The 25,715-nt window shown below is 63.8% G+C and carries 19 protein-coding genes and 1 pseudogene; 13 read left to right on the top strand and 7 right to left on the bottom strand.

All coding sequences use genetic code 11. The features are described from left to right. Positions 1 to 2,706 carry a nitrate reductase gene (locus IVA88_RS07975; RefSeq protein ID WP_247496730.1) on the top strand — a complete coding sequence of 902 codons (2,706 nt, stop codon included), beginning with the start codon at positions 1 to 3 and terminating at the stop codon, positions 2,704 to 2,706. A 33-nt stretch (positions 2,707 to 2,739) separates the two neighbouring features. On the opposite strand, the gene IVA88_RS07970 is transcribed toward IVA88_RS07975, so the two are convergent. Further along, a complete protein-coding gene (locus IVA88_RS07970) occupies positions 2,740 to 3,873 on the bottom strand; it encodes an N-acetylmuramoyl-L-alanine amidase (RefSeq protein WP_247496729.1) in 1,134 nt (377 codons plus the stop codon). Positions 3,874 to 4,099: 226 nt separating this feature from the next. On the opposite strand from IVA88_RS07970, the pseudogene IVA88_RS07965 reads away from it, so the two are divergent. The 4 genes and pseudogenes from IVA88_RS07965 to IVA88_RS07950 all read left to right on the top strand — a co-directional run bounded on the left by IVA88_RS07965 (position 4,100) and on the right by IVA88_RS07950 (position 8,154). After that, positions 4,100 to 5,001: pseudogene (locus IVA88_RS07965) on the top strand (SMP-30/gluconolactonase/LRE family protein). A gap of 45 nt (positions 5,002 to 5,046) precedes the next feature. Beyond that, positions 5,047 to 5,886, top strand: a complete 840-nt coding sequence (locus IVA88_RS07960; RefSeq protein ID WP_247496728.1) for an aldo/keto reductase — start codon at positions 5,047 to 5,049, stop codon at positions 5,884 to 5,886. Between the two features lie 186 nt (positions 5,887 to 6,072). Next, the gene (locus IVA88_RS07955) at positions 6,073 to 7,014 is read left to right on the top strand and encodes a DMT family transporter (protein WP_247496727.1); all 942 of its coding nucleotides are present in this window, start codon (positions 6,073 to 6,075) and stop codon (positions 7,012 to 7,014) included. Positions 7,015 to 7,074: 60 nt separating this feature from the next. Next, complete coding sequence (locus tag IVA88_RS07950; RefSeq protein WP_247496726.1) at positions 7,075 to 8,154, top strand: zinc-binding dehydrogenase; 1,080 nt, start codon at positions 7,075 to 7,077, stop codon at positions 8,152 to 8,154. A 4-nt stretch (positions 8,155 to 8,158) separates the two neighbouring features. Here IVA88_RS07950 and IVA88_RS07945 read toward each other — a convergent pair whose 3' ends face one another. Further along, positions 8,159 to 8,620 carry an Lrp/AsnC family transcriptional regulator gene (locus tag IVA88_RS07945; RefSeq protein ID WP_247496725.1) on the bottom strand — a complete coding sequence of 154 codons (462 nt, stop codon included), beginning with the start codon at positions 8,618 to 8,620 and terminating at the stop codon, positions 8,159 to 8,161. 131 nt (positions 8,621 to 8,751) lie between these two features. Here IVA88_RS07945 and IVA88_RS07940 point away from each other — a divergent pair, with 131 nt between their 5' ends. Both IVA88_RS07940 and IVA88_RS07935 read left to right on the top strand, forming a co-directional pair. Continuing rightward, entirely contained in the window at positions 8,752 to 11,115 is a 2,364-nt protein-coding gene (locus IVA88_RS07940; protein WP_247496724.1) for a transketolase, read from the top strand. 248 nt (positions 11,116 to 11,363) lie between these two features. Then, positions 11,364 to 12,794, top strand: a complete 1,431-nt coding sequence (locus tag IVA88_RS07935; protein ID WP_247496723.1) for an aldehyde dehydrogenase family protein — start codon at positions 11,364 to 11,366, stop codon at positions 12,792 to 12,794. A gap of 207 nt (positions 12,795 to 13,001) precedes the next feature. Here the strand turns inward: IVA88_RS07935 and IVA88_RS07930 are convergent, their stop codons facing one another. Next, positions 13,002 to 13,982 carry an SMP-30/gluconolactonase/LRE family protein gene (locus IVA88_RS07930; RefSeq protein ID WP_247496722.1) on the bottom strand — a complete coding sequence of 327 codons (981 nt, stop codon included), beginning with the start codon at positions 13,980 to 13,982 and terminating at the stop codon, positions 13,002 to 13,004. A 90-nt stretch (positions 13,983 to 14,072) separates the two neighbouring features. On the opposite strand from IVA88_RS07930, the gene IVA88_RS07925 reads away from it, so the two are divergent. Continuing rightward, positions 14,073 to 14,897 carry an NAD(P)-dependent oxidoreductase gene (locus tag IVA88_RS07925; protein WP_247496721.1) on the top strand — a complete coding sequence of 275 codons (825 nt, stop codon included), beginning with the start codon at positions 14,073 to 14,075 and terminating at the stop codon, positions 14,895 to 14,897. 38 nt (positions 14,898 to 14,935) lie between these two features. Here IVA88_RS07925 and IVA88_RS07920 read toward each other — a convergent pair whose 3' ends face one another. Then, a complete protein-coding gene (locus tag IVA88_RS07920; protein WP_247496720.1) occupies positions 14,936 to 16,207 on the bottom strand; it encodes an MFS transporter in 1,272 nt (423 codons plus the stop codon). A gap of 602 nt (positions 16,208 to 16,809) precedes the next feature. After that, positions 16,810 to 17,511 (bottom strand): GntR family transcriptional regulator, encoded by a 702-nt coding sequence (locus IVA88_RS07915; RefSeq protein ID WP_247496719.1) that lies wholly within the window; start codon positions 17,509 to 17,511, stop codon positions 16,810 to 16,812. 177 nt (positions 17,512 to 17,688) lie between these two features. Between IVA88_RS07915 and IVA88_RS07910 the strand changes: the two genes are divergently transcribed. The 4 genes from IVA88_RS07910 to IVA88_RS07895 all read left to right on the top strand — a co-directional run bounded on the left by IVA88_RS07910 (position 17,689) and on the right by IVA88_RS07895 (position 22,518). Next, positions 17,689 to 19,407 carry an IlvD/Edd family dehydratase gene (locus tag IVA88_RS07910; protein WP_247496933.1) on the top strand — a complete coding sequence of 573 codons (1,719 nt, stop codon included), beginning with the start codon at positions 17,689 to 17,691 and terminating at the stop codon, positions 19,405 to 19,407. A 61-nt stretch (positions 19,408 to 19,468) separates the two neighbouring features. Continuing rightward, positions 19,469 to 20,476, top strand: a complete 1,008-nt coding sequence (locus tag IVA88_RS07905; protein WP_247496718.1) for a TRAP transporter substrate-binding protein — start codon at positions 19,469 to 19,471, stop codon at positions 20,474 to 20,476. A gap of 123 nt (positions 20,477 to 20,599) precedes the next feature. Beyond that, the gene (locus IVA88_RS07900) at positions 20,600 to 21,181 is read left to right on the top strand and encodes a TRAP transporter small permease (RefSeq protein WP_247496717.1); all 582 of its coding nucleotides are present in this window, start codon (positions 20,600 to 20,602) and stop codon (positions 21,179 to 21,181) included. After that, a complete protein-coding gene (locus IVA88_RS07895) occupies positions 21,178 to 22,518 on the top strand; it encodes a TRAP transporter large permease (protein WP_247496716.1) in 1,341 nt (446 codons plus the stop codon). The genes IVA88_RS07900 and IVA88_RS07895 overlap by 4 nt, the downstream gene beginning before the upstream one ends. Positions 22,519 to 22,535: 17 nt before the next feature. Here IVA88_RS07895 and IVA88_RS07890 read toward each other — a convergent pair whose 3' ends face one another. Beyond that, positions 22,536 to 23,330, bottom strand: coding sequence for an enoyl-CoA hydratase-related protein (locus IVA88_RS07890; protein WP_247496715.1), 795 nt, complete (start codon positions 23,328 to 23,330; stop codon positions 22,536 to 22,538). Between the two features lie 239 nt (positions 23,331 to 23,569). Here IVA88_RS07890 and IVA88_RS07885 point away from each other — a divergent pair, with 239 nt between their 5' ends. Beyond that, positions 23,570 to 24,790, top strand: a complete 1,221-nt coding sequence (locus tag IVA88_RS07885; RefSeq protein WP_247496714.1) for an FAD-dependent oxidoreductase — start codon at positions 23,570 to 23,572, stop codon at positions 24,788 to 24,790. Here the strand turns inward: IVA88_RS07885 and IVA88_RS07880 are convergent, their stop codons facing one another. Then, complete coding sequence (locus IVA88_RS07880) at positions 24,791 to 25,708, bottom strand: ribokinase (protein ID WP_247496713.1); 918 nt, start codon at positions 25,706 to 25,708, stop codon at positions 24,791 to 24,793. Between the last annotated feature and the right edge of the window lie 7 nt (positions 25,709 to 25,715).

Genomic DNA, 25,715 nt, shown 5'->3' with positions numbered 1-25,715 from the left:
ATGACGGCGATCGATCCCACGCTCCGCGCCACCAAGACGACGTGTCCGTATTGCGGCGTCGGCTGCGGCGTGCTGGCGACGCCCGACGGCAAGGGTGGCGCGGCCATCGCGGGCGATCCCGATCATCCCGCCAATTTCGGCCGGCTGTGCTCCAAGGGCTCGGCGCTCGGCGAGACCGTGGGGCTCGAAAGCCGGCTGCTCTATCCGATGATCCGCTGCAAGGGCGTGCTCGAACGCGTCGCCTGGAGCGATGCGCTCGACCACGTCGCCCACCGCATGCAGCACATCGTCGCGCGCGACGGTGCCGACGCGGTCGCGTTCTATCTCTCGGGCCAGCTGCTGACCGAGGACTATTATGTCGCCAACAAGCTGATGAAGGGCTTTGTCGGCACGGCGAACGTCGACACCAATTCGCGGCTCTGCATGTCGTCCTCGGTCGCCGGTCATCGCCGCGCCTTCGGCGCCGACACCGTGCCCGGCTGCTACGAGGATCTCGACCAGGCCGATCTGCTGGTGTTCGTCGGCTCGAATGCCGCCTGGTGCCATCCGGTGCTGTTCCAGCGCATGGTGAAGAACCGGCAGGAGCGCGGCGCCCGCATGATCGTGATCGATCCGCGCCGCACCGATACGGCGACCGACGTCGACCTGTTCCTCGGCCTCAAGCCCGGCACCGACACGGCGCTGTTCTCCGGCCTGTTCGTTCACCTCGCCGACAATGGTGCCCTGGATCAGGACTACATCGCGCAAAACACCTCGGGCTTTGACGACGCACTGGCGCGCGCACGCAGCATCGCCGGCAGCGTCACCGCGACCGCGCTGGCGACGGGCCTCACCGAACAGGACGTTGCGACGTTCTTCAAGATGTTCCGCGACACCGAACGGGTCGTCACGCTGTATTCGCAAGGCGTCAACCAGTCGGCGCAGGGCACCGACAAGGTCAACGCCATCCTGAACTGCCATCTCGCCACGGGGCGCATCGGCAAGCCCGGCGCTTCGCCGTTCTCGCTCACCGGCCAGCCCAACGCGATGGGCGGCCGCGAGGTCGGCGGCCTCGCCAACCAGCTCGCCGCGCATATGAACTTCACGCCGCCGGACATCGACCGTGTCAGGCGGTTCTGGAAGGCGCCGCGCATCGCCACCCACGAAGGGTTGAAGGCGGTACAGTTGTTCGAAGCCATCAGCCGCGGCGAGGTCAAGGCGCTGTGGGTGATGGGTACCAATCCGGCGGTGTCGCTGCCTGACGCGGACTTCGTGCGCGAGGCGCTGAAGAAGCTCGAGCTGTTCGTGGTCTCCGAGAACGTGCTCTCCAACGACACGGTCGATGCCGGACCGCACGTGCTGCTGCCCGCGCTCGCCTGGGGCGAGAAGTCGGGCACCGTGACCAACTCCGAGCGCCGCATCTCGCGCCAGCGCTCGTTCCTGCCGGCGCCCGGCGAGGCGCGGCCGGACTGGTGGATTCTCAGTGAGACCGCAAGGCGCCTCGGCTTCGGCGACAGCTTCAACTACAAATCGGCCGCCGACATCTTTCGCGAGCACGCCGCGCTCTCGGCGTTCGAGAATGATGGCAGCCGCGATTTCGATATCGGAGCGTTGACCTCGCTGTCCGACGAGGCCTTCGATGCCTTGAAGCCCGTGCAGTGGCCCGCGCGCGAAGGCGAGGCGCCCGGCGAACGGTTCTTTGCGCAGGGCGGGTTCTTCACCAATGACGGCAAGGGCCGTTTCGTCGCGCCGGAGGTGCCGGCGTTGCGCGGCGAGACTGGGCCGTCACGGCCCTTACGGCTCAACACGGGACGCATTCGCGACCAGTGGCACACCATGACGCGCACCGGCCTGAGCCAGCGGCTCGGCGCGCATCTGCCCGAGCCGTTCGTCGAGATTCATCCCGATGACGCCGGCAGATACGGCATCGTCCATGACGGCTATGCCCGCATCACCACCGACTACGGTCATTGCATTCTGAAGGTCGTCGTCAGCGAGCGCCAGCAGCGCGGCACGCTGTTCGCGCCGATCCACTGGAGTGCGATGAATGCCTCCCACGGTCGTGTCGGTGCGCTGGTCGCACCGTTCACGGATCCGTTCTCGGGACAGCCGGAGTCCAAGGCAACGCCGGCTGCGATTTCGCCGCATGAATACGTCTTCCGCGGCTTTGCGCTGTCGCGCAAACAGCTCGATCTGCCGTCGAACCTGATGTGGACCCGCGTTACGGTCGCCGGCGGCTTCGGCTATCTCTTCGCCGACAACGCCGATCTGTCGCGTTGGCCGGCCTGGCTGGATGGCGTCGCCGGCGAGGACGTCGCCGACTATCGCGACTTCGGTGGCGGCGTTTATCGCGCGGCGTCGTTTGCGGGTGACCGCATCGAAACCTGCCTGTTCGTCGGCCCAGCGCATGATGCCGGCGACTGGGAGGTGGTGAAGAGCCTGTTCGTGGCCGACCATGTCACGGACGACCAGCGCCGCATGCTGCTGTCCGGCAAGTCCAGCGAGGGCGCGGCTTCGACCGGTCCCGTCGTCTGCGCCTGCTTCGGCGTCGGCCGCGGCACCATCTGCGACACCATCGCGGCAGGCGCGCGCACGGCCGCCGAGATCGGCGCAAAGCTCAAGGCCGGCACCAATTGCGGCTCCTGCATCCCCGAGCTGAAGCGCCTGATTGCGACGACCGAAATGGCGCCGGCGAAGCAGGCCAAGCTCGCGGGCGCGGCGGGGTAGAGACTCTGGGAACGCAGAGGGTTCGTTTCCTTGCTATGCGCCGGCGAGAAACTCACGGATGGCCGTCGCGACGGAGGCCATCACTTGCGTCCTGTTCGCGATGGCGTCGGCGCCCGATATCAGGATCTTGTCCACCTTTGGATTCGATATGAACTCGGCCTCGATATACGCCGAGGCACATCTCGGGTTCGCGGGCGTGTTGCCCAATGCGGCGTCATTGAGGACGCCCAATGACCCAGGACCCGAATCGCTATCAGGCTTCACCCCGCGGTCCTTGGCCGTCGGATTGACGGCCCGCATACCGGCCATAAGGCCGTCATGAACGGCGTTCGCAAACTTAATGTCGGCTTGGAGATTGAGATTGCCGTTGCTAGCCGCGCGAAAGTACGTCTCCGCGCCGCTGATAGTCGTGTCATCGAGGCCATTGAAATGTAGGCACAGAAACGCCCGTGCATGCTCACTCGCCGCAACCTGCGCGCGATCTGTGATGCCGACATTGACATCGGTTGTGCGCGTCAGCACGACCTTGATTGTCTGACTACTGGCTGTGGCCTGTCTAAGGAGTTCGTCGCGCAGGATCAGCGAAAAATCGAGCGCAAGCTTCTTCTCTTTCACCCCACTCGCGCTCGTTGCATTGTTGGGTGAGCTTCCGCCGACCTTGACCGTACCGCCATGGCCGGGATCGATGACGACCGTTCCAAGGTTCACAGCAGCCACCGCCGCGACCAGGTGCGTGCGTGGCGGAGCAGACAGCAGCCTTTGTGCTTCTTTGACCAGCACCAGGACATCGTCCGGATAGCTCGGCTTCGGCGTATAGATCGGGCCAATGAAACGGATGAAATCCTCGCCGCTATCGATGTGCTCTTCCCACCCGGAATAAGGCGCCCTATTCAGGAAAGCCCAATAGCCGTTAATGAAATTCTCGATCGTTGCGAACTTGCAGTAATATTCGTCGCCGTCGTGGGCCTGATACAGGACGCGGGTCGCGTATGCAGCCATTTCCTTGCGCCATTTCAGCCCGCCGAAATTGTAATGCTCAGTCGCAAGCTTCGATGTTGCACGTCCGCTTTCGAGCATCCATTGGGCCAGCGTGACGGCGCGTAGCTGCGGGTGCCGGATGTTTTCGCCGGCATAGATGTCGGCAAGTCGAAGAAGGAGCTCGTTCATTGGCATTGGCGAAGCCTCAAATTATTCGGTTGTTGCAAATAGCGATGAGACAATACGAGCAGGCTAACGGCCTGCAATCGCTAATGCAACCCCTGTTTGTGTTGGATCCAGACGCACCCAGGAGGACTCCGCCCCTCGGTCTTTGGCAAGGCGCGCTGTCAATCGACGGATTCGGGATTATCCGTTATATTGAAGGCATTCCCGCCGCTCGCACACAATAATCATGATGTACCTGGAAACGCCGCCGCGCCTGATCGAGACCAAGCTCTTCTCGACCATGCCCCATAAGTTCCGCCGCAAGGGCGAGCGGACGGATTGGGCCGATGCCAACCGGCCGGGTGTGCCGACGGACTCCTTCATCGAAGGTCCGTCGTTCGACAGGAAGGCAATCTCTACATCGTCGACATTCCCTTCGGCCGCATCTTCCGCATTACGCCCGACGGCGAATGGTCGCTGGCGATTGAATATGAGGGCTGGCCGAACGGGCTGAAGATCGCGGCCGACGGCCGCATCCTGATTGCCGACTACAGGCATGGCATCATGGAGTTCGACGCCAAAGCAGGGCGCATTGCGCCGGTGCTGACCTCGCGCAACTCGGAGTCCTTCCGCGGCTGCAACGACCTGCATCTCGCTTCCAACGGCGACATCTATTTCACCGACCAGGGGCAGACCGGCCTGCACGACGCCAGCGGCCGTGTCTATCGCCTGGCGCAAAGCGGCCGGCTGGATTGCCTGATCGACACCGGCATCAGTCCTAATGGCCTGGTGCTCGATCCAACCGAGACCGTGCTGTTCGTGGCGATGACGCGCGACAACGCGGTGTGGCGGTTGCCGTTCATGCAGGACGGCAGCGTGTCGAAGGTCGGGCGCTTCTGCTCGCTGTTCGGTACCAGCGGCCCTGACGGCATGACAATGGATGCAAAGGGCCGCCTGTTCGTCGGTCACGCTTCGCTCGGCCACGTCTTCGTGTTCGCGCCGAACGGCGAATTGATTGCGCGGATCAAGTCGTGTGCCGGGCCGAATTGCACCAATGTCGCGATCGGTGGCGCGAAGAAAGATCGGCTCTATATCACGGAGTCCGCAACCGGTAGCGTATTGGTCGCTGACATCGGCGTATTGAACTCTTGAGCTTGATGGCGGTTGCCTGAGCGAAAGAGCGGTATCGGAGCAAATATGAACACAAAACCCTTCGGCAAAACGGGCGCCAGCGTCTGCGTCATCGGGCAGGGCACGTGGTATCTCGATCACGGCGACCGTAAGCGCGCAATCGCGGCGCTTCAGCGCGGGCTCGATCTCGGCATGACCCACATCGACACTGCCGAGATGTATGGCGATGCGGAGTTCGTCATTGCCGATGCGATCGCGGGACGACGCGACGAGGTGTTCCTGGTCTCAAAAGTGCTGCCGAGCAACGCCTCGCGCCGCGGAACCGTCACCGCCTGTGAGCGCTCGCTGAAGCGGCTCAAGACAGATCGGCTCGACTGCTATCTGCTGCATTGGCGCGGCTCGTATCCGCTGGAGGACACCGTCGCTGCGTTCGAGGAACTGGTGAAGGCCGGCAAGATCAAGTCCTGGGGCGTTTCCAATTTCGATGCCGATGATCTCGAGGAGATGCTCGAAATTGCCGGCGAAGGCAACATCGCCTGCAATCAGGTGCTCTATCATCTGAAGGAACGCGCGATCGAACACGCAGTGATCCCGTGGTGCGAACAGCATGGCGTCGCTGTGGTCGCCTATTCGCCGTTCGGCCACGACGATTTTCCTGCGAGCAACAGCAAGGGCGGCGCGGTGCTGGCGGGCATCGCGAAGGCGCGTCGCGCAACGCCGCGCCAGATCGCGCTGAGCTTCCTCACCCGTGCAACTACGGTGTTCGCGATCCCGAAGGCGTCGTCCGCGGAACATGCCAGCGAAAATGCAGCGGCCGGCGATCTCGTGCTGACGAAAGAGGAGATTGCGGTGCTCGATGCGGCGTTTCCGCGCGGTCCGAAGCCGCGCGGCCTGCCCATGCTGTAGTGCACAAACGTCTATTGTTAATGGAGTCTTGACGCGCGCGGACGTGAGCGCATATCGGCATCCTGTTTTCGGAAGTTGTGAAAGCGGCGCAATTATCGTTTTTTACGATCATTCCCGATTCGCATTTTCTAGGTTCCAGCCGTGACCCCGCCGCCCGCCGCAGCCGCAAGGCTCGACAGTATTCCCATGCCTATGCCGGAAAAGAAGCCGCAGGCGCGCCGCGCGCCCGCGCGCGTCGATCATCCCTTCAAGGGCATCGCGCTGGTGCTGCTGTCGACGATCTTTCTCGGTTGCTCCGATGTCACTGCGAAATATCTGTCGTCGAGCCTGCCGTCGATCGAGATCACCTGGATCCGCTTCGTGACGTTTGCGCTGATGTTCACGCCGGTGATGCTGCCGGGCTCGCCGCTCCGCGCCATGCGCACCGACCGGCTCGGCCTGCAGCTGATGCGCGGCGCGGCACTGCTCGGCTCTTCGCTGTTCTTCATCACCGGCCTGAGCTTCCTGCCGATCGCGGAAGCGTCCGCGACCGGCTTCGTCTCGCCGCTGTTCGTCACCGCGCTCTCGATCGTCTTCCTGAGCGAGAAGGTCGGCATGCGCCGCTGGATCGCGACCGCGATCGGCCTGACGGGCGTGATGATCATCCTGCGCCCGGGCTCCAGCGCGTTTCACGCCGCCGCGTTCTTTCCGATCGTCTCCGCGTTCTGCTGGGCCGCGGCGCTGATCCTGACGCGCATGATGAGCGGGCGTGAAGCCGTCCTCACCACGATGGCGTATTCGGCGCTGACGGGCGTTGCTATCCTGTCTCTGATCGTACCGTTCGTCTGGGTCACGCCGACCTGGAGCGCGATCGGACTTGGTATCGTGATCGGTGTCGCCTCGACGGTCGGCCAGTGGATCATCGTACTGGCCTATCGCTATGGCGATGCCTCGGTGCTGGCGCCGTTCTCCTACACGCAGTTGCTGTGGGTCAGCATTTTGGGCTTCTTCCTGTTCGGCGAAGTGCCTGATGTCTGGACCGTCACCGGGGCGGCCTTCATCGTTGCCAGCGGCCTCTACATCGCCCATCGCGAGCGCATCCGTCGTGCCCAGTTGCTGGTGCTGGAAGAGCGTTCCCCGAACCCCTGACCCAAGATCGCGCGTCCCGCTTCGTGCTATCAACGGCTCCAACACCACGGGAGGAGCCGGATGCGCGCTGCGATTTTCAGGAACGGTGAGATTGTCGTCGACCGGATGGCCGAGCCGAGGCCGGGCCCCAGCCAGGTGCTGGTCAAGACGCTCGCCTGCGGCATCTGCGGCTCCGACCTGCACGCGCGCCAGCACGCTCATCGCATGGTGGAGATGGCGCAGAAGACCGGCCGCAAGCCGATGGATCTCGCCCGCGACGTCGTGTTCGGCCATGAGTTCTGCTGCGAGATCGTCGACTACGGCCCGGGCACTGTGCGCAAGCTCAAGCCGGGCACGCGCGTCTGCTCGCTGCCGGCCCTCGTGACGCCGCAGGGCATCGAAGGCATCGGCTATTCCAACGACAATGTCGGCGGCTATGCCGAGGCGATGCTGCTGAGCGAAGCGCTGCTGCTCGAAGTGCCCAACGGTCTCGCGCCGGAGCATGCCGCGCTCACCGAACCACTCGCGGTCGGCGTTCATGCCGTCGCCAAGGCCAACATCCGAGGCGGCGAAGTGCCGCTCGTGATCGGCTGCGGGCCGGTCGGGCTCGCGGTGATCGCCGCGCTCAGGATCAGGGGCCTGCATCCGATCGTCGCCGCCGACTATTCGCCGGCACGGCGCGCGCTTGCGGCAAAACTCGGCGCCGATATCGTCGTGGATCCCAGGGCGTCGCAGCCCTATGCGACCTGGGCCGAGCATGCGCAGATGTCGGACGCGGAGAAAGCGGCGCGGCCGCCGTTGCAGGCAATGCTGCCGGCGCTCAAGCCGGCGATCATCTTCGAGTGCGTCGGCGTGCCGGGTCTGTTGCAGCAGGTGTTCGAGGGCGCGCCGCGCGATGCCAGGATCGTCGTGGTCGGTGTCTGCATGGAGACCGACAGAAGCGAGCCCATGCTCGGCATCATGAAGGAGCTCAACGTCCAATATGTGCTCGGCTACACGCCGGACGAATTCGCAGCCTCACTGCGCCTGATCGCGGAGGGGCAGGTGGATGCCGCGGCGATGGTGACGGCCGAGATCGGCATCGACGGCGTCGCAAAGGCCTTCGCCGATCTCGCCAACCCTGAAGCCCATACCAAGATCATTGTGCAGCCGTGGCGGTGATGCCTTACACCGGCAGCGCGATCGAATATTTCACCTGGCTGAGCGCAAAGCTCGATTCGATCGAGGCGATGCCGTCGAGGCGGGTCAGCTTGGTCTTCAGGAAGGTCTCGTAGGAGGCGAGGTCGGCCGCGACGACGCGCAGGAGATAGTCGCGGTTGCCTGTCATCAGGTAGCACTCCAGCACCTCGTCCCATTTCGAGATCGCGCGCGCGAAGCGGTTGAGATCCTCCTCCTTCTGCCGCGCCAGCTTGATCGAGATGAAGACGCTGACATGCAACCCCAGCGCCTTCTGGTCGACGGTTGCGATGTAGCGAGAAATGACGCCACGTTCCTCCAGCAGCTTGACGCGGCGATGGCAGGGCGAGACCGACAGCCCGACCTTGTCGGCGAGTTCCTGCATGGTCAGCCGGCTGTCGGTCTGGAGCAGTGCAAGGATCTTTCGGTCGATGGCATCGAGCGCTGGCATTGGGATGAAACCTATATTTCAGGACGTTTTATTGGTATGATATCCTAATACTGGCGGGTATGACGCGAAAAATTGAGAAATCCGGCGGGGCCGGCAGGGGTATTATCGGCGTTATTTTCCGGAGCATCGCCATGCCCGTCGATTCCGCACGTCTTGAAACCCTGACCGCACTGGCCCGCAAGGCGCTGTGGCTGTCGTCATGGACCATCCATCACGCCAACCACCTTCGCCCCAATTCGGACGGCTTGAAAGTCGGGGGACATCAGGCCTCGTCGGCCTCTCTCGCGACCATCATGTCGGCGCTCTATTTCCATGTGCTGCGGCCCGAAGATCGCGTCGCGGTGAAGCCGCATGCGAGCCCGGTGTTCCACGCCATCCAGTATCTGTTCGGCCGGCAGAGCCGCGAGAAGCTGGAGAATTTTCGTGGCTTCAAGGGCGCGCAGTCCTATCCCTCGCGCACCAAGGACGTCGACGATGTCGATTTCTCCACCGGCTCCGTCGGCCTCGGTGTCGCGCAGACGCTGTTTGCCTCGCTGGTGCAGGACTACGTCAAGGCGCATGGCTGGATGAAGGATCGCCGCGAGGGGCGGATGATTGCGCTGGTCGGCGACGCCGAGATGGACGAGGGCAATATCTTCGAGGCGCTGGCGGAGGGCTGGAAGCACGGCCTGCGCAACACCTGGTGGGTGGTCGACTACAACAGGCAGTCGCTGGACGCCGTCGTCCGCGAAGGCCTCTGGGAAAAGTTCGAGACCATGTTCCGCAACTTCGGCTGGGACGTGGTGATCGTGAAATACGGCCGCCTGATGCGCGAGGCCTTTGCCGAGCCCGGCGGCGAGGCGTTGAAGCGCTGGATCGACAATTGCCCCAACGCACTCTACGCCGCGCTGTGTTTCCAGGGCGGCGCGGCCTTCCGCAAGCATCTGCACGACGAGATCGGCGATCAGGGACCTATTACAAAACTGATCGACCGCCGCAGCGACGACGAATTGCTGGCGCTGATGTCGAACCTCGGCGGCCACGACATGGCGAGCATGCTGGACGCCTTCGAATCCATCGATCACGATCGCCCGGTCTGCTTCATTGCCTACACCATCAAGGGCGTCGGCCTGCCGTTCCAGGGCCACAAGGACAATCACGCCGGCCTGATGACGGTCGCGCAAATGGAGAAATATCGCGAGAGCCAGAACATTCGGCCCGGACACGAATGGGATAGATACGAGGGCCTTTCGCAAGATCCCGCCGAGCTCGACGCCTTCCTTGCGCGCGTGCCGTTCAACCAGGACGGCCGCCGGCTCACCGCGCCTGTTATCGAGGTGCCGTCGCAGCTCGCCTTCAAGCCGTCGCCGCAGATGTCGACCCAGCAGGGTTTTGGGCTGGTGCTGAACGAGATCGCGCGCAGCGACAGCGAGCTGGCCAAGCGCATCGTCACGACATCGCCTGACGTCACCGTCTCGACCAATCTCGGTCCGTGGGTGAACCGGCGCGGCCTGTTTGCGCGCGGCGAGAAGGCGGACTTATTCCGCAGCGAGAAAATCCCATCCACCTTCAACTGGGACTTCTCGCCCAAGGGCCAGCATCTCGAGCTCGGCATCGCCGAGATGAACCTGTTCATCATGCTCTCGGCACTCGGCCTTTCGCATCAGATCAACGGCGAGCGGCTGCTGCCGGTCGGCACGCTCTACGATCCCTTCATCGAGCGCGGTCTCGATGCGCTGAACTATGCCTGCTACCAGGATGCCCGCTTCATGGTGGCTGCGACTCCGTCGGGCGTCACGCTGGCGCCCGAAGGCGGCGCGCACCAGTCGATCGCGACGCCTTTGATCGGCATGGCGCAGGATGGGCTCGCCTCGTTCGAGCCAGCCTTCGTCGACGAACTCGCCGTGATCATGGCTTTCGGCTTCAACCACATGCAGCGCGATCCGGGCGAGGGCGGCTCGGTCTATTTGCGGCTGTCGACGCGCAGCATCGAGCAGGCGCAGCGGATCATGACACCCGAGCTTGCACAGGGCATCACCGACGGCGCCTATTGGCTGCGCAAGCCGGGTCCCAATGCCGAACTCGTAATCGCCTATTCCGGCGCCGTTGCGCCGGAAGCGATCGAGGCGACCGGCTTCATCGGCGAAAGCCGGCGGGACATCGGCCTGCTCGCGATCACGTCCGCAGATCGTCTGCATGCGGGCTGGACCGCCGCACGGAAACTGCGCCGTGATCGGAGAGGCGTGCAGCATCTCAGCCACATCGAAAAACTGCTCGCGCCGTTGCCGCGCGACTGCGGCATCGTGACCGTGATCGACGGCCATCCGGCGGCGCTCGGCTGGCTCGGCAGCGTCCGCGGCCATCGCGTCGAGGCGCTCGGCGTCGAGCAGTTCGGCCAGACCGGCACGATCGCCGACCTCTACCGCCACCACGGCATCGACGCCAACGCCATCATCGACGCGGCCGAAAGCCTCACCACCGGTGCGCCGGTGCTGCATCGGAAGATGGCGGTGTAGTCGAGGCAACCCGCGTCGTCATTCCGGGGCGCGCGTTAGCGCGAACCCGGAATCTCGAGATTCCGGGCTCGGCTCTTCGACCCGCCCCGGAATGACGGAGGGGCCACCTTGCCACCCCTCCGCCATCGGCTCATATAACCTCCATCCGCCGCAACGCTGGCCCTGCATATGGCGGGTTCAATTGCCGGCGCTTTCGTGCAAGGATGGCTGCCGAAACGCCCCCTCCAAGCCCCAAGAAGAGGTTCACAATGGTCAATCGTATGCAATTCTACATCGACGGCGCCTGGGTCGATCCCGCCGTCAAGAAATCCACCGCCGTGGTCAATCCGGCGACGGAAGAGGCGATGTACGAGGTTGCGCTGGGCTCCAAGGCCGACGTCGACAAGGCTGTCGCCGCCGCCAAGCGCGCGTTCGTGACATTCTCCCAGACCAGCCGTGACGAGCGCGTCGCGCTGCTCACGAAAGTCATCGAGATCTACAAGGGCCGTCTCAAGGAAATCGGCGCTGCCGTCTCCGATGAGATGGGTGCGCCGCTGCCCATGGCTGAAAAGCTGCAGGCCGGCGCCGGCCTCGGCCATCTCATGACCACGCTCGACGTGCTCAAGAACTATCATTTCGAGGAACCGGTCGGCACCGCCATGGTGCTGCGCGAGCCGGTCGGCGTGGTCGGCATGATCACGCCCTGGAACTGGCCGCTCAACCAGATCGCCTGCAAGGTCGCGCCCGCGCTCGCCGCCGGCTGCACCATGATCCTGAAGCCGTCGGAGTTCACCCCGACCTCGGCCTTGATCTTTGCGGAAATCCTTCATGAAGCCGGCGTGCCAAAGGGCGTGTTCAACCTCGTCAACGGCCTCGGCCCGGAGGTCGGCGCCGCCATGAGCGAGCATCCCGACATCGACATGATCTCGTTCACCGGCTCGACCCGCGCCGGCATCGACGTTGCCAAGCGCGCGGCCCCGACCGTGAAGCGCGTCAGCCAGGAGCTCGGCGGCAAGTCGCCGAACGTCATCCTCGAAGGCGCCGACCTGCAGAAGGCGGTGACCGGCGGCGTGATGCACATGTTCAACAACTCCGGCCAGTCCTGCAACGCGCCCTCGCGCATGATCGTGCCGGCCTCGAAGATGAAGGAAGTCGCCGCGATCGCGAAGGCTGTCGCCGACAAGACCAAGGCGGGCGATCCGCGCGCCGAAGGCACCACCATCGGTCCCGTGGTCAACCGCGGCCAGTGGGACAAGATCCAGGGGCTGATCAAGAAGGGCGTCGACGAGGGCGCAACGCTCGTCGCCGGCGGCCCGGGCCTGCCCGAGGGCGTCAACAAGGGCTTCTATGTCCGTCCGACCATCTTCGCCGACGTCACCCCCGACATGACGATCGCTCGCGAGGAAATCTTCGGGCCCGTGCTCACCATCATCGGCGCCAAGGACGAAGCCGAGGCCGTGCATATCGCCAACGACACGCCGTATGGCCTCGCGGGCTACGTCACGGGCGCTTCCGTCGAGGACGCCAAGCGCGTCGGCCGTCAGATCCGCGCCGGCAACGTCAATCTGCAGGGCGTGCCCAACGACCGCTCCGCGCCGTTCGGCGGCTACAAGCAGTCCGGCAACGGCCGCGAGTGGGGCAAGTACGGCCTCGAGGACTTCCTCGAAGTGAAGGCCGTCGCCGGCTTCAACGCGGCGTAAGCCTCATCGCCTGAAACGAACATGACGCCGTAGCGGGCAACCGCTCCGGCGTTTTTGTTTTATTCGTCATTGCGAGCGAAGCGAAGCAATCCAGTGCCGTAGGGTGGGCAAAGGAGCGCAGCGACGTGCCCACCATCGCGTAACGAACAAGAAGTGGTGGGCACGCTTTCGCTTTGCCCACCCTACGAGACCGTCGCCGTTGTAAGATTAGCCCCCCACCGCGCCCTGTGTGTTAACATACAACGCGTAGATCGACTGGCTCGCGGCCATGAACAGGCGGTTGCGCTTGACGCCGCCGAAGCAGAGATTGGCGCAGCGTTCGGGCAGTGCGATGCGGCCGATCATGACGCCGTCGGGCGCGAACACCACGACGCCGTCGAGTTCGGGATCGCCCATGCCCCAGCCGCACCAGAGATTGCCGTCGATGTCGCAGCGCATGCCGTCCGGCGTGCCCGGGCCTGCGTCGATGAAGACGCGCTTGTTCGAGATCGTGGCGCCGTCGGGCGAGACGTCATAGGCGAGAATCTTGCGGTTCGGCACGCCGCGTGATTCCACGACATAAAGAATCTTCTCGTCGGGCGAGAAGCACAGGCCGTTGGGGCCGAGCACGCCCTCGGCGACGATAGTCGCCTTGCCCGTCGCTGGATCAAACCTGTAGACGTTCGGCTCGATCTCGGGCTCGGCCTTGTAGCCTTCGTAATTGCCGAGCAGGCCGAAGGTGGGATCGGTGAACCAGACCGCGCCGTCGGACTTCACGACGACGTCGTTCGGCGAGTTGAGCTTCTTGCCGCCAAAAGAATCCATCAGCACGGTGATGCTGCCGTCATATTCGGTGCGGGTGACGCGCCGGCCGCCATGCTCGCAGGTGACGAGCCGGCCCTGGCGATCCCGGGTGTTGCCATTGGCGAAATTGGAGGGCTTGCGGAACACCGAGACCGCACCGGTTTCCTCTTCCCATTTGACGATGCGCTGGTTCGGGATGTCGCTGCACAAAAGATAGCGTCCGTCGCCGAACCACACCGGGCCCTCGGCCCAGCGCAGGCCGGTGGTCAGCCGTTCCACCGCCGACAGCTTCAGCCAGTATTTTTCGAAGCGGGGATCGAGTGCACTGATCGCCGGATCGGGGTAGTAGCTCGCCGGCCGCCAGCCTTGCGGCGATCCTTGGTTATGGGACGATGCATCGTTCATGTGCAATTCTCGTTGTTACGTTCCCTCTGTCCAAGTCTGCTAGCATCAGATATCTACGACCGCAATTCGGTTGCACATACGAGGAAAGACATGTCGCGCATCTTGATGACGGGAGCTTCGGGCGGGATTGGAACGCGCCTGCGAAAACTGTTGCCGCCGATTTATCCGGACCTGCTGCTCAGCGACATCCGCCCGCCGGCCGATCTCGGTCCCAACGAGCGATTCAAGGCGGCGGACCTGTCCGACCTGGCGCAGGTCGAGGCGATCTGCGAGGGCGTGGACGGCATCATTCACTTCGGCGGTTATTCGGTCGAGGGCCCGTGGGACGACATCCTCCAGGCCAACATCATCGGCGGCTACAATCTGTTCGAGGCGGCGTACAGGAAGGGCGTCAAGCGCGTGGTGTTCGCCTCGTCCAATCACGTCGTCGGCTTCTATCCGCGCCACCACAAGATCGGCACTGACGTCACCGTGCGCCCCGATGGTCGCTATGGCGTCAGCAAGGTGTTCGGCGAAGCGGTCGGCGCGCTCTATGCCGACAAGCACGGGCTGAAGGTCACCTGCATCCGCATCGGCAATTGCGACGAGCGGCCGCTCGACCATCGCCGCATCTCGATGTGGCTGAAGCCGGAGGATCTGGTGCAGCTCTGTCAGATCGGGCTCGAGCATCCCGACATCCATTTCGAGGTGTTCTACGGCGTGTCCCTGAACGAGCGCGCCTGGTGGGACAATCACCGCGCCTATGAGTTCGGCTATCGCCCGACCGGCCGCTCCGAGGACCACGTGGCGCATGCGATGGCCGAGCAGGCCAAGCTGAAGCCCGATCCGATCGGCGATCACTATCAGGGCGGCGCGTTCTGCAGCAACGAGTTCGACGGCGACACAAGCCGGATCATCGACTGGAATAAGCGGTAGGAGCGAATTCGCCAATCTAGGGCGTCGGAATCGACGCCCTAGACAACGCGCTTGCCGGCCTGGGCCGCGATGGGCCTCTGCACCAGATACATCAGGATCAGGGAAATCACCGCAGTCGTCACGACGACGTATCCCAGCCGGTCGAAATGCCGGAGCGTCCCGTCGGCATCCTGCGCGATGAGCGCGGCGGCGAGCACGGAGCCGAGTCCGCCGGAGAGTTGTTGCAGGGACGCGCCGACCGCGCTGAAGGAGCCGCGTTGCGACGGCTCGGGAATTGCGGAAATCAGCGCCTGCGACGGAATCATGCGTGAGAAGATGCCGACGAACATCAGGACGTTGACCAGGATCGCGACCGTCAAGCTCACCTGACCGAGATGAGTGTAGATCAGCACCATGACGATCGACATGGCGCTGCCGAAGACAAAAGTGGGGTACTTGCCGAAGGCATCGCTGGCGCGTCCCACCAGCGGCCCGATGACGATGCTGAACAGGCCGGAGACGAGATAGATCGTCGGCAGGTGAACGATGTCGATGCCGAGATTATGCACCGTGTAGGCGCTGCCGAACGGCATCAGCATGTAGCCGCCGGTCGCCAGCAGGGTCGTCACGGCGAAAGCCATCCAGTAGCGTGGTTGCGTGACCGTTGCGATCAGATGGCGGAACGGGCTTCGATCCTGCTTCAGCGCGAGATGGCCGTTCACCGGCTGCATCAGGAACAGGACGGCCGCCATCCCGATCACCGACAGGCCGACCAGAGCGCCGAACGCGACGTGCCAGTTCCAATGGTTGGAGAGAAAAAGACCCGCCGGGATGCCCAGCACCTGGCTCGCGGCGAAGGCCGTTTGCACAAAGCCGATGACGCGGCCGCGTAACTGCAGCGCAAAGAGATCGGTCACGATGGCGAGCACGACGGAGCCGATCACGCCTCCGAACAGGCCGGTCACGATCCGCCCAAGCAGCAGCACATGATAGTTCGGGGCCATCGCGCAAAGCGCCGTTCCAAGGGTAAAGCCGGCATAGAAAAACAACAGCAGCCGCTTGCGATCGAACCGATCGGCGAAGCCGGCCGCCAGGATGCCGGAAATTCCCGCGCTGAATGCGTAGGCCGAGACCGCCACCCCGAACTGTGCGGCCGAAATATCGAGGGCCGGCATCATGATGGCGCCGAGCGGCGACATGATCATGAAATCGATGATGATCGTGAACTGGACCAGCGCCAGCAGCGCAACGAGGATCGCCTGGTAGCGCGAAAAGCTGCGGGATGGCGCTTGCCGCTCGGGGATCGGCTCCGTCAGGGTTTGTTCGGTCATGGCGTTTCGTTCGGGAGCAGATGGACCTATGGAGTGGCGCCGGAGCCCGGCCCCCTTATTTATTTCCGGCTCTGCGAAATTTCGATGGCTTGACAAACAGATTTGAGGGTTGCGTCGACTCGTTGCGTGGGTCGGGCGGCGACGAGTACTATCGCCACATGCCATGCGGAGAAATCGACTGCGGATCAAAAAGCCGACATCTCGCGAACAGACAGGCACGTTCGATATGAGAAAAATCTATACATCGATTGATCTTCCGAACCACGTCGGTCGGTTGGTCCTCTTTGAGGGAGGGAGGATTCTAAGCCCAACGAAAACTTGGTATGCTTTGAACCTGACGGGCGCGTGAGGTGGAAGGCAAAGCTTCCAACGAGCGACGCAGGCGATTTCTTCGTGGCCGTAGTCCTTGAAGGGGATTTAATCCGGGCCAATAGCTGGAGTTGTCACGCGGTTTGGCTCAATCCGGAGACGGGTGAGGTGGTGCGGGCGCATTTTACAAAGTGAGGGGCGCCTTGTCTCTGATCGAATTTCGCTATGGGTGAAAAACGAAACACCAAAGCTGCCGCACAAGTCTGCTTGACTACTGCAAGCGGACTCCTGTTTCATGACTGCGCGCCCTGGCGCTCAATCTCCTCTTCCGCGATCCGCGCCAGATAGTCCTTCTTGCTGAACTGCATGTGATCGACGCAAAGCTGGGCCAGCGCCCAGCTGTCGCGGCCCCTAAGCAGTTCGATCATGAGCTCGTGCTGGCGCCGTGACTGCGCCAGCCCGTCGCTGTCGGCGAGATTCTTCGCACGCATCGGCAGCGTCAGGTTCATGTAATCCTGCAGCGAGCGCACCAGATACGGGTTTCCGCAGGCCGCGAAAAGCGCGACGTGGAAGGCGTCATTGGACTCGTGAATGCCGCGCAGATCCTGCACCTCCGCCTTGGCGCAATACTGCCGTTGCAGCGCGATCAACTCATCGATCAGGCCTTGCGGCGCGGGCAGGGGGATCATCAGCGCCGCCTGCCGCGTCAGCATCTCCCGGACCTCGTAGATCTGCCGGACCTCCTCGGCCGAATAGAACCGCACGGTGGCGCCGACGTTCTTCTCGCGGCGGACGATGCCGCGGCGCTCCGCATCCACCAGCGCTTGGCGCACGAAGTGACGCGAGGTGCCGTAGCGCGACATCAGGGCGTCTTCGGTGAGGCGCGCGCCCGGCGGCAGGCGGCCGAAGATGATGTCCTCCTCGAGCCGCGCGACGATGTCGTCCGGATCGTCGCGCCGGACCGTCATGGCGTCTGCGGTGTGAATGTCGGACATGCTCTCGGCCTCCCGGCGTCTGGCCGGTCCAATCCTGTGGAGCAGGGAAGGCGCGGATTGTCAATAATCTGGTGACCCGCTGGCGTGCAGATGCGGAAATTGGCAGGTTTAGCGTCTGTCTTATTGACAATCAAGGGGCAGGCTGTACGACAATGACCCGGTAATTGGAGTGGCATGATGACGAGTGGGTTGCGCAAAGGGCTGACGAGCTATGGCGATGCCGGCTTCTCGCTGTTCCTGCGCAAGGCGTTCATCAAGGCCATGGGCTATTCCGACGACGCGCTGGAGCGTCCGATTGTCGGCATCACCAACACCTACAGCGACTACAATCCCTGCCACGGCAACGTCCCGCAGATCATCGAGGCCGCGAAGCGCGGCGTGATGCTGTCGGGCGCGATGCCGTTCGTGTTTCCGACCATCTCGATCGCCGAAAGCTTTGCGCATCCGACCTCGATGTATCTGCGCAATCTGATGGCGATGGATACCGAGGAAATGATCCGCGCGCAGCCGATGGATTCGGTGATTGTGATCGGCGGCTGCGACAAGACTCTTCCTGCGCAGGTGATGGCGGCGATCAGCGCCGACCTGCCGACTGTGGTCATTCCGGTAGGGCCGATGGTGGTCGGCCACCACAAGGGCGAGGTGTTGGGGGCCTGCACCGACTGCCGCCGTCTCTGGGGCAAGTATCGCGCCGGCGAGATCGATGATGCCGAAATCGAGGCGGTGAACGGCCGCCTTGCGCCGTCGGTCGGCACCTGCATGGTGATGGGCACGGCCTCCACTATGGCTTGCATGATCGAAGCCATGGGCCTGTCGCTGCCGATGAGCGCGACGATTCCCGCCCCGCATGCGGAGCGGTTTCGGCTCGCCGAGGCGAGCGGCAGGGTGGCCGCCGAGATGGCCAAGACCAAGGGGCCGAAGCCGAGCGAATTGCTGACGCCGGCATCTTTCAAGAACGCGCAGGTCGTGCTCCAGGCCATTGGCGGCTCGACCAACGGTCTGATCCATCTCACCGCGATGGCACATCGCTCGCCGTACCGGCTCGATCTCGGTGTCTTCGACCAACTTGGCCGCGATGTGCCGGTGCTGGTCGATCTGAAACCTTCTGGCGAGCATTACATGGAGCATTTCCATCACGCCGGCGGCGTGCCGAAACTGCTGGCGCAGCTTGGCGACCTCGTCGATCTCGATGCCAAGACCATCACGGGCGAGAGCCTGCGCGACGTCGTCGCCAATGCGGAAGACGTGCCCGGCCAGGACGCGATCCGCCCGCGTGACAATCCGATCAAGAAGGAAGGCGGGCTCGCCGTCCTGCACGGTAATCTCGCGCCGCGCGGCGCCGTCATCAAGCAATCGGCCGCGAGCCCGAAACTGTTGCAGCACACCGGGCGTGCGGTGGTGTTCGAATCCGTCGAGGACATGACGCTTCGCGTGGATGATCCCGATCTCGAGGTCACCGCCGACGACGTGCTGGTGCTGCGCAACGCGGGTCCGAAGGGCGCGCCGGGCATGCCCGAGGCGGGCTATCTGCCGATTCCGAAGAAGCTTGCGCGTGGCGGCACCAAGGACATGGTGCGCATTTCCGATGCGCGCATGAGCGGCACCGCGTTCGGCACCATCGTGCTGCACATCACGCCGGAATCCGCCGTCGGCGGGCCGCTGGCGCTGGTGAAGAACGGCGACATGATCCAGTTGGACGTTGCGAGGCGCAGCATCGAGCTGCTGGTCGATGCGGCGGAGCTGGAACGGCGGCGCGCGGCGTTGAAGCCCGCGGCTGCGCCGGACGAGGCGCGGCGTGGCTACGCCTGGCTGTTCAACGAAACCATCCTGCAGGCCGACGAGGGCTGCGATTTCGACTTCATGCAGAGGACTGGGAAGCAGACTGATAAGGGGTGACCAACCACCCGAACGAACGCTCAGACCGCTAAAGCGGCGAGCGATAAAACAGGGGGAAACGATGATCGCACGATCCATGCCAAGATTCTTACATCGGCTGGCGGCAACGGCGGCTGTTCTCTTCGTCACAGGCGCGTCGGCACAGGAGGTGAAGCATTATCGCTTTGCCTACGACCAGCCGCGCAATACCGGCTATTCGATTGCCGGGGATCTCTTTGCCGAGAAGCTCAAGGAATTGAGCAAAGGCACCATGATCATCGACCAATATCCGGGCGCGCAGCTCGGGCAGGAGTCGCAGGTGCTCCAGCTCGTGAAAGCGGGCGACGTTGAATTTGCGATCATCTCCTCGGCGAACACCGCGACGATCTCGCCGCAGGCGGGCGTGATGTCGTTGCACTTCCTGTTCCGCGACGAGAACCACGTGGTCAAGGGCCTAGCCGATCCAAAAGTGTTCGAAGCCCTCAAGACCATGATCGACGAGACCACGCAGGGCCTGCACGTCATCGCGACCGGCTCGCAGGGCGTGCGCCACATGTACTCCAAGAGGGAGATTCACAATGTCGGCGAAATCAAGGGCCTGAAGATCCGGGTGCAGGCGACTGCGACCGAGGACACCATGTTCCCGGCCTACGGCGCCCAGACCGTGCACATGCCGTTCGGCAGCGTCTACACCAGCCTGCAAACCGGCGTGGTCGACGTCGCCGAGAACAGCATCAATGTCTACCTCGTCAACAAGCACTACGAGGTCGCCCCGGTCCTGAACATTACCGAGCACGAGGCCAACAACGCGCTGGTGTTCATCTCCGACAAGCTCTGGCAGAGCCTTTCGGCGGAGCAGAAGGGCTGGGTGCAGGCGGCGGGGAACGAGGTCAGCTCCAAGGAGCCGCAGAAGGCGTTCGAGCTGGAGCGGACCGCGGCCGAGAAGTTGAAAAAGATGGGCGTGAAGATCGTCGACAACGTCGACAAGAGGAGTTTTACGGCGATCGCCGACCCCTATCTCGACAAGCTCGCCAAGGAGCTCGGCCCGCATGCCGAGAAGATCAAGGATTTGATCCGCTCGATCAATTAGGCCCCAATCGAAGCCGTCATGCCCGGGCTTGTCCCGGGCATCCACGTTCTTCCTTCGACCGCGAAGTGCGTGGATGGCCGGGACAAGCCCGGCCATGACGGAAAGCTGCAGCCGGGAGCAACAATGTCCATCGCCGACAAACTGCTGGTGCAAAGGCAACGCCACCTCAAATGGCGCGGGCTGGACTGGCTCGAGCTGGCGCTGATGATCCTCTGCGGCGTGCTCTGCTTCGGCTTCTCGCTGTCGGTGACCGCCGACATCGTCACCCGCACCATCGGCCATCCCTGGCTGTGGCTTCAGGAAGTGACCTCGACGCTGTTCATCTATGCGATCTTCGTCGGCACTGCGGCCGCGACCCGGCGCAATGACCATCTCTATCTCACCGCGATCTCCGAGGCGTTGCACGGCGCCTCACGGCTGATCGTGGAAGTGATCATTCGCCTCGTGGTGCTCGGCGTCGCCTTCTGTCTGATCTGGTACGGCTATCAGAACTACCTCCGCGGCTTCGGCAGTTTCCGCCTGCCGTCGGGCACCCCGATCGCTTCGCTCTACGCAATCATTCCGCTGTCGGGCGTGCTGATCGGCCTGTTCACCATCGAGCAGCTCGTCAACGGCCTGCGCAATGGCTTTGACCACCCCGAGCCGCCCGAGGAGGACGACGGGGCGCCTGTCATCACCGACGCACAGATGAGGACGCAGCCGTGAGCGCACCCATTGTTCTGGCGTTGATGACGGTCTGCTTCCTGTCGTTCGGCTATCTCGGCGTGCCCGTGCCGTTCTCGCTGATGGCCGGCGTCTTCATCGGCGCGCTCCTGTCGGACGTCTCGCTCGCCGCGATCATCCAGAAGGTTTTCGACGGCGTGGATTCCGAGGCGCTGCTGGCGATCCCGTTCTTCCTGCTGGTCGGCGAGCTCATGAGCTCGGCCAATGTGGTGGTTCGAATAGCCAACCTCTCGGTGTCCCTCGTTGGCCATATCAGGGGCGGCCTGTCGCAGGTCGTGGTGGTCTTCAGCATGTTCTTCTCGGAAATGTCGGGCTCGACCACCGCCGACGTCGCCGTGATGAGCCGCGCGCTGGGCGGCCCGATGAAGCGCGAGGGTTACGAGCCCGCCTTCATCGCCGCGATCATCGCATCCGCATCGACCATCGCGGCGCTGGTGCCGCCGAGCATCACCGCCGTGGTCTATGGCGCCGTGGGCAACGTCTCGATCGCCGGCCTGTTCATGGCAGGCGTCGTGCCCGGCCTGATGATCGGCTTCGGTCTGATGATCTACTGCTATTTCTTCGGCCCCTCCGGCCTGCGCAAGCCGCGTGCCCCGCTGCGGCAGGTGGTGTTCGCGGCGGGCGATGCGGCGCTGCCACTGATGATCCCTGTGATCCTGCTAGGGGGCATTCTGACCGGCTGGTTCACGCCGACGGAAGCCGGCGTCGTTGCCGTGGTCTGGATTGTCGTGGTCGTGATCCCCGCGCTCAACCGTGCGCATATCAGCAAGATTCCGTATGATTTCTGCCTTGCGGGCCTTATCTTCTCGCTGCCGCTGATCACGATCGGTGCCGCCAATGCGTTCGGCTGGATGCTCGCCTATTTGCGCGGTGCAAGCTACATCGCCGAGGTCATCACTTCGCTCGCCGGCAACGATCCGCATCTCATCATGCTGCTGATGGTGCTGCTCTTCACGGTGGTCGGCGATTTCATCGAGCCGGTGCCGACCATCATCATCTTCATGCCGCTGGTCAACACACTGACGGAAGCCGGCGACATCAATGCCGTGCATATGGGCGTGGTGCTGATCGCAACGCTGGCCTTCGGTCTGATCACGCCGCCCTACGGTCTTGTGCTGCTGATGGCGTCGAAATTCGTGGGCGTCAGTTTCGCCAAAGCGCTACGCGCCGCCTTGCCGATCTACCTGGTGTTCCTGGGGACGATTGCGTTCGCGATCTACTTCCCGAGCGTGGTGCTGTGGCTGCCGCAGAAAGTGCTGCCGGAATCGGTCGGATGCTTCAAGTCGCCGGCGGGCACGGGCTATATCTGTCCCAAGTAAGCCTGCTTGCGTGAATGCTACTTGCTCTTGCTGGTGAATTTCTTGACCGCGGCGCGAAACTCCTCCGTGTTCATGGCCATGATGATCTTGTGCTCCTCGGCATCGAGCTGCTGCTTTACCGGTGTCGTGGCGGCCTGGTAGACCAGCGACTTGGTGCCGGCAATCGCCGCCGGCGGATTCTGTGCCAGCCGCTCGGCGAGAGTTCGCGTTGCCGTCTTCAACTCGGCGGCGGGAACGACCTTCGCAACCAGGTCCCATTCATGGGCCTGCTGCGCGGTAAAATTGTCCTCGGACAGGAAAATCTGCAGCGCGCGACGCGGGCCGACCGTGTTGACGATCCCGACCGTAGATCCGCCATCTGGCGAGACGCCGATCTTGGCATAGGCCGGCGTGAATTTGGCATTCTCCGCGGCGATGCAGAGATCGGTGACGAAAGCGAGGCCCATGCCGGCGCCGGCGGCCGAGCCGTGCACGCTGGACAGCGAGATCTTCGGCATGCGCCGGATGATCTCGATGAAGGCGTGATAGTGCTTCAATAGTTCGCCGACGACGGGCGTGACCGTGTTGGCCTCCGCGGCAGCACCGATCGTCTGCAGATCGCCGCCGGCCGAGAAGGCGCGGCCTTCGCCTTCGAGGATCACAACCCTGACGTCGTCGGCGCCTTCGATGTAGGCCGCAAGCTGTTCGAGCTTTTGCGCGATCGCCAGATTGATCGAGTTGAACGCGGCGGGGCGGTTGAGCGTGATGGTCGCGATCGGGCCGTCGATCCGGAGCAGCGCGGGATCGTCGGGTTGGGAGATGGGAGCTGGCATCTTGAAATCCCCGGCATGAGGTCCTTGCTGCAACTAAATCGCAGAAGCCGAGGGGTGACAATCCCCGGCCGCCAGTGCCCGCCCGCTGCTCTTGCGCAAGCCGGAACTATAGGCTCAAATGGGCCGCCTTTGCCAAGGGACGGACACGAGCGCCGGCTCCTCCTGGGCCAGAAAACCAAAACCAGTGAGAGAGGAGACGACATGGGTCACGCTCGTGTCTTGCGGAAACGGGCTGTCCGATGACGGATGGTCCGGTGATCATTGTCGGTGCCGGCCATGGCGGCTACCAGGTCGCGGCATCCCTGCGTCAGGCGGGATTTTCCGCTCCCATCTGCCTGATCAATGACGAGGCGCATCTGCCCTATCAGCGGCCGCCGCTGTCCAAGGCCTATATCAAGGGCGCGGCGGGGCCGGAGAGCCTGATGTTCCGGCCGGCAAAATTCTACCAGGACCAGGCCATCAATCTGCTCGCGGGCCGCGTCGTGTCGATCGACCGCGCGGGGCGCAAGGTGCTGCTCGCTTCGGGCAAGACGCTGCCCTACGGCCACCTCGTGCTGGCGACGGGCGCGCGCAACCGGCTGCTCGATCTGCCCAACGCCAATCTCCCCGATGTAAAGTATCTGCGCACTCTCGACGAGAGCGAGGCGCTGCGAAAGATCATCCCGTCGAAGACGCGGGTGGTGGTGATCGGCGCCGGCTTCATCGGCCTCGAATTCGCGTCCACCGCGCGCATCAAGGGTCTTGAGGTCGACGTGCTCGAGCTCGCCCCGCGCGTGATGGCGCGCGCTGTGACGGCGGAGGTCTCGGAGTATTTTCAGGCGCGGCATCGCGAGGCCGGCATCCGCATCCACCTCGGCGTGCAGGCAACCGCGATCGAGGCGGACGCCGGCAAGGTCGCCGGCGTCTCCTTGAGCGACGGAAGGCATCTGCCGGCGGATCTCGTCGTGGTCGGCGTCGGCGTGCTGCCGAACATCGAGCTGGCGGCGGAGGCGGGGCTGCCGGTCGCCGCCGGCATCATCGTCGACGAATATCTCTCGACGGCTGATCCCGATATCTCGGCGATCGGCGATTGCGCGCTGTTCGCAAGCCCGCGCTTCGGCGGATCGCAGCGGCTGGAATCGGTGCAGAACGCCACCGATCACGCGCGCTGCCTTGCGGCGCGGCTGACCGGCGACCGGAAGGCCTATGACAGCCATCCCTGGTTCTGGAGCGACCAGGGCGACGACAAGCTCCAAATCGCGGGCCTCACCACCGGTTACGACCGTGTCGTGCTGCGCGGCGATCCCGCCAGGAAGGCGTTCTCGGCGTTCTGCTACAAGGGCGACAGTCTGCTCGGCATCGAATCGATCAACCGCGCCGGCGACCACATGTTCGGTCGCCGCCTGTTCGGCCTGGATCGCTCGATCACGCCGGCGCAGGCCGCCGACGAAAGTTTTGACCTGAAGAGCGCGCTGGCGTGATCAGCCGGCGTTGAGGACGGCGGCGACTTCCCCGGCCGTCGGCATCGACGGCCCGGCGCCCATGCGCTGCACGGAGATAGAGGCGGCGGCATTGGCGAACGCGAGTGCCGCGCGCAGCGCTGCGCCGTCGGCAAGTTGCGCCGCGACCGCTCCCACAAAACAATCCCCGGCGCCTGTGGTGTCGATCGCCTTCACCAAGCGGGCGGGCACCGACAATTCCTCGCGTCCGGCGAGCGCGAGGACGCCGCGCTTGCCGAGGGTCACGCAGATGGTCTGGTCCTCGCGCGCCTGAAGTTTTCGCGCGACGTCGATGATCCGCGCGGTCTGGTCACTGTCGGATAACTCGACACCGGCGAGGAAGCCGAGCTCGGTCTCGTTCAGCACGAGGATGTCGACGAGCGCGAGCAATTCGCCCGACATGTTCTGTGCCGGGGCCGGGTTGAGCAGCGTCGTGGCCGAGGCATCCCGCGCGCGGCGAAAGAACGCGGCAATCGTCGGCAGCGGGATCTCGAACTGGCTGACGGCAACGTCGCCTTTCAAGATGGGTACAACGCTGACATCATCAGCGCCGACCAGTGCATTGGCGCCGGGAATGACGATGATGGTGTTGTCGGCGTCCGCAACCGTGATGATCGCGGTGCCGGTGTGGGCCTCACTCGTCTCCTGGAGGTAGCCGAGATCGATGCCTTGATCGCCAAGGAAAGCCTTCAGCTCACCGCCGAACGGATCCTTGCCCAGCCGGCCGATCAGCGTGGTCCTCGCGCCAAGCCGTGACGCCGCGACCGCCTGGTTGGCGCCCTTGCCGCCCGGAAAATACAGCACCTGCCTGCCGGCGACGGTCTCGCCGACCTTCGGATGGCGATCGGCTGTCGCCACCACATCCATGTTGATGCTGCCGGCGACGAAGACGCGTCCCATAACAGAC

Origin of the sequence: Bradyrhizobium sp. 149 (assembly GCF_023073915.1) — a bacterium.
Classification (GTDB): Bacteria; Pseudomonadota; Alphaproteobacteria; order Rhizobiales; family Xanthobacteraceae; genus Bradyrhizobium.
Note: the sequence above shows the minus strand (reverse complement) of the source record. Positions and strands in the feature narration are given on the sequence as shown.

Excerpts from the sequence above, each read along its gene's own strand:
- IVA88_RS07975 (WP_247496730.1), top strand. The coding sequence starts at position 1 with ATGACGGCGATCGATCCCACGCTCCGCGCCACCAAGACGACGTGTCCG.
- IVA88_RS07970 (WP_247496729.1), bottom strand. The coding sequence starts at position 3,873 with ATGAACGAGCTCCTTCTTCGACTTGCCGACATCTATGCCGGCGAAAAC.
- IVA88_RS07960 (WP_247496728.1), top strand. The coding sequence starts at position 5,047 with ATGAACACAAAACCCTTCGGCAAAACGGGCGCCAGCGTCTGCGTCATC.
- IVA88_RS07955 (WP_247496727.1), top strand. The coding sequence starts at position 6,073 with ATGCCTATGCCGGAAAAGAAGCCGCAGGCGCGCCGCGCGCCCGCGCGC.
- IVA88_RS07950 (WP_247496726.1), top strand. The coding sequence starts at position 7,075 with ATGCGCGCTGCGATTTTCAGGAACGGTGAGATTGTCGTCGACCGGATG.
- IVA88_RS07945 (WP_247496725.1), bottom strand. The coding sequence starts at position 8,620 with ATGCCAGCGCTCGATGCCATCGACCGAAAGATCCTTGCACTGCTCCAG.
- IVA88_RS07940 (WP_247496724.1), top strand. The coding sequence starts at position 8,752 with ATGCCCGTCGATTCCGCACGTCTTGAAACCCTGACCGCACTGGCCCGC.
- IVA88_RS07935 (WP_247496723.1), top strand. The coding sequence starts at position 11,364 with ATGGTCAATCGTATGCAATTCTACATCGACGGCGCCTGGGTCGATCCC.
- IVA88_RS07930 (WP_247496722.1), bottom strand. The coding sequence starts at position 13,982 with ATGAACGATGCATCGTCCCATAACCAAGGATCGCCGCAAGGCTGGCGG.
- IVA88_RS07925 (WP_247496721.1), top strand. The coding sequence starts at position 14,073 with ATGTCGCGCATCTTGATGACGGGAGCTTCGGGCGGGATTGGAACGCGC.
- IVA88_RS07920 (WP_247496720.1), bottom strand. The coding sequence starts at position 16,207 with ATGACCGAACAAACCCTGACGGAGCCGATCCCCGAGCGGCAAGCGCCA.
- IVA88_RS07915 (WP_247496719.1), bottom strand. The coding sequence starts at position 17,511 with ATGTCCGACATTCACACCGCAGACGCCATGACGGTCCGGCGCGACGAT.
- IVA88_RS07910 (WP_247496933.1), top strand. The coding sequence starts at position 17,689 with ATGACGAGTGGGTTGCGCAAAGGGCTGACGAGCTATGGCGATGCCGGC.
- IVA88_RS07905 (WP_247496718.1), top strand. The coding sequence starts at position 19,469 with ATGATCGCACGATCCATGCCAAGATTCTTACATCGGCTGGCGGCAACG.
- IVA88_RS07900 (WP_247496717.1), top strand. The coding sequence starts at position 20,600 with ATGTCCATCGCCGACAAACTGCTGGTGCAAAGGCAACGCCACCTCAAA.
- IVA88_RS07890 (WP_247496715.1), bottom strand. The coding sequence starts at position 23,330 with ATGCCAGCTCCCATCTCCCAACCCGACGATCCCGCGCTGCTCCGGATC.
- IVA88_RS07885 (WP_247496714.1), top strand. The coding sequence starts at position 23,570 with ATGACGGATGGTCCGGTGATCATTGTCGGTGCCGGCCATGGCGGCTAC.
- IVA88_RS07880 (WP_247496713.1), bottom strand. The coding sequence starts at position 25,708 with ATGGGACGCGTCTTCGTCGCCGGCAGCATCAACATGGATGTGGTGGCG.